The following is a 216-nucleotide window of genomic DNA, read 5'->3' as shown; positions in this document are numbered from 1 at the left end:
AACCACCGAATTCAAACCTGATTGCCCGCAAGTTGGCGAGTATGAAGCGTGGTTTTTACGCATCCCCCAGGTATCTCGAACTGTCCGGGGAGCCGGAGCAACCTGCCCAACTCATCAATCATGAATGCCTCAGAATGCGCGGCTCCGGTTCTGACCGCTGGACGCTCACCAGTGAAGCAGGGAGCGTACAGGTGGAGGTCGGTGGACGTTTTGAAC

At 56.5% G+C, this 216-nt stretch carries 1 pseudogene; it reads left to right on the top strand.

Annotated features, from left to right (window positions below):
- Positions 1-216: pseudogene (locus tag ACW9IR_RS30365) on the top strand (LysR family transcriptional regulator); the annotation flags it as partial.

This window comes from Pseudomonas sp. SDT291_1_S447, from assembly GCF_054070155.1.
Note: the sequence above shows the minus strand (reverse complement) of the source record. Positions and strands in the feature narration are given on the sequence as shown.